Below are 3,329 nucleotides of genomic sequence, written 5' to 3'. Positions count from 1 at the left end.
ATAAGAACTTTAGGAGGCGTACCAATGAGCAAGAGGAACTATTATCTCAGTTAGAGGATTTTGTGGTTTTAGGCTCTCACGCTAAACAGATAACCAAAGAAGTAAAAGAAATGAGATTTTCCAAAGGTAGAGTTTGCTGTCATTGCAATGGTACTAATGTTGTTAGAAACGGTAAAAATAATGGAGTTCAAAGATATCTATGTAGATGTTGTAACAAAAGCTTTTCTGATCTTACAAGTTCAGCGACATACAGAAGTAAAAAAGGATTAGATAAATGGCTAAAGTATGCAAGATGTATGCTTAACGGATATTCTATTAGGAAATGTGCTGAAATAGTGGAAATTAATATTGCTACAAGTTTCTTTTGGAGACACAAACTTCTAAACTGCATTAGTGATTTTCTTGGAGTAGGCTCAGTTGATGGTGTTGTAGAGGCTGATGAAGTATTCTTTCCCTACTCATATAAAGGCACTAAGCCATCAAATATGCCAAGACCATCTCGTAAAAGAGGTAAACAAGTTAAGAAAAGAGGTATTAGCAATGAGCAAGTGTGTGTTGCGACCGCTCTTGATAGGCAAGGTAATTTAATTATAGAATTGCTTTGCACAGGTAGAATGACTTCTGATGAGTTAAAAAGACTTTACGATAATCGTATAGGAAAAGATACTATTTTGTGTACAGATTCTCACAAAAGCTACATTCAATTTTCATCAGATATAGGATTGGAGCATAAGCAAATTAGAAGGGGAAGACATAAAGAGGATATATACCATATTCAACATATAAATAGCCTTCACTCCAACTTAAAAGGTTGGATGAGAAGGTTTAATGGAGTTGCAACAAAATATCTAAGTAACTATATGAAATGGCATAAATGGATGGGTACTTTTAGTTCTGAAAAAGAGACAATCAGAACTAAGAAGCTGTTGGTGCATAGCAATATTCCACATAAGTACACAAGGGTAAAGGAATTTAAAAGCATTGTTCCAAATTTTATTTAAAATTAATGTAATTATAATCCATTTTTGATGTATAATTATAATATAGATAAGGAACAAATGTATTATATCGTTCACTATAGGAGAGGAGATAGATATGAAAGATTTTCTGAAAAAGGTTACAGTGCCTGCAATTTTCTTTATATTAGGATTTATTTGTTCTATTTGGCTTTTTTAATATATTACGAGCTAAAAGTGGACAATACCAATTGTCCACTTTTTTGATGTCTATTATCAACATTTGTTTAAAACAGAGCCTAATATTTATAATTTCTAGTTTATATAAATAGTTTATCATTATGTAATAAAAATCTAAATACTTACAGCATTAACAATAAAAAAGCTAATAACTATAAGTTATACTCACTGCTATTGACCTCAGTACATTTCTTTGGAACTTCTGATTTGAGACTTAATTTTCGTCTTATTTTCTTTGAATTGCAAACAAAAAAACACCGCACATTAATTTTGAATAATACGGTATTTTAATCAATTTATTTTTATATTAATTTATCTTTTCCATAGAATTACTATAACTTCCAAGTATAATAAAAATCCAAGACGAAATAAATGCATATCTAGGTTGCATTTCTGTTATTAAATATAATAATATAAATCCACCTATTAAAATATAAAAGAAATACATTTCTTTATTTATATTTTGTCTTTTATACAAACTTATAATAACTCTTAATATTATATAAACATATATAATACAAATTAATGGAAAAAAGAGTCTGTTATATTTCTTTATAATTTCAGCAAATATGCTTTCATCTCCCTTAACGGTCCATCCTAGTGCACCAAAATCACCTTGTCCCCATTGTTTTGCTAATTTAGTAATATAAAATATAGTTATTTTAGATGGAGAAGAATTAACGAAACGATTTTCTATTATTTCTTTAGCTTCCTTTTTTATTGCATCTTTGTCATGCTTTAATTTTATAGGCAACTCTGCATCTTCTTTATTGTATGCTCCACTATGTTCCATATTTGTTCCTTTTAAAATCGAAGTTATAGAAGGCTCTTTTGAGTTCCAAATATGAACTTCTGTTATGTTTTTATATAATAATATGCTACTTGTTATATAGGTCATTAACATAAATGAACACAACATAGGGATTACACACTTTAATAAATTCCTACGTTCATCATAAACTAAAATATATAATATATATGCGATTATTATTACAGGCCCAACCATTCTAAACATATTAGCAATAGATAATGTTATTCCACATATGCTTGCCATTATAATGGATAGTTTATCTTTTTTATTTATTGCTTTGAAAAAGTAATAAATACTTGCAATATAAAATGGCATTGCCATATTTTCCGACATTGTCTGAGATGTGTACATTATAAATGGTGGGAAAATCGCTAATAGAAATGCAGCTATTTTTGCTGTAAGTTCATCTTTAAAAACTTCTCTTCCTAGCTTGTACATAAATATTACTGCACTAGTTTGAAATATTACATTAAAAATTTTTATAAAAATTAATGGATTCTCAAATAACTTATGAAATATAGAAAAATACATAACTGTTATAATATCATGAGCAAATCTAGCAAAATAGTTAAAATCTTTAAATCCATAGTAATGACCTTGACTAACCTCATTAGAATATGTATACATTAGTTTAAAGTCTGAGGCTGGCTCAGTTGGAACTAATATTATCCATATAATTCTTAGTATTAATGCTAATAAAATAATATAAGTAATATTAAATCTATCTAAAAATTTAATATACTTATTAAATAAATTTTTCTTTACTAATATATATATACCTATCAATTCTAAAATAAGTAACGCTATTATTATAATAACATTAGATGTGAAAGATATGTTTATAAATACTAATGCCGATATTAATACACCTAAACAAAAAATTAATACTGATTTTTCTAAGAAAACGTTGAAAACTTTCACCTAAATACCCCTTTTAACCCTTTAAATTCCATGTTAAATTGTATTATTCTACTGCAAATATGTCAAGTTATTACAATAAAGTTCTATTTATTGTAATAACTGTAATTAGACTATTTTATAAATTTTAAAAGATAAATACTTCTTATTTAATTCGTAATATTATCAGATTATACCTGAAATTTCGATTCTTAAATTGAAACTAACTTACTATATATGATTTTAAAATTCAATATCTCTAAAATATAATTAGGCCTTATTATTTTTATCAATTAATATAGAACAAGCTCTTAGTATTATAGATAATGCTTTGCATCCAAATATTATTAATGATATAAGAGAAAGTGGTTTTACAACTAATGATATAAGATAAACAATCATTATAATTGAATTACCCATAGATG

2 protein-coding genes are annotated in these 3,329 nt (G+C 26.8%); one reads left to right on the top strand and one right to left on the bottom strand.

Annotation, left to right across the window (positions count from 1 at the left end; all coding sequences use genetic code 11):
• Positions 1-1,001, top strand: a 1,001-nt coding sequence (locus tag ACRDBA_RS03010; RefSeq protein ID WP_438571453.1) for an IS1595 family transposase, incomplete at its 5' end; no start/stop codon positions are given.
• Positions 1,002-1,503: 502 nt separating this feature from the next.
• Here ACRDBA_RS03010 and ACRDBA_RS03005 read toward each other — a convergent pair.
• A complete protein-coding gene (locus ACRDBA_RS03005) occupies positions 1,504-2,928 on the bottom strand; it encodes an ArnT family glycosyltransferase (protein WP_438571452.1) in 1,425 nt (474 codons plus the stop codon).
• Positions 2,929-3,329 lie beyond the last annotated feature (401 nt).

The organism is Clostridium sp. (assembly GCF_051654825.1).
Taxonomy (GTDB): Bacteria; Bacillota; Clostridia; order Clostridiales; family Clostridiaceae; genus Clostridium.
The sequence above is the reverse complement of the archived record's forward strand: the minus strand, read 5'-3'. Positions and strand labels throughout refer to the sequence as shown.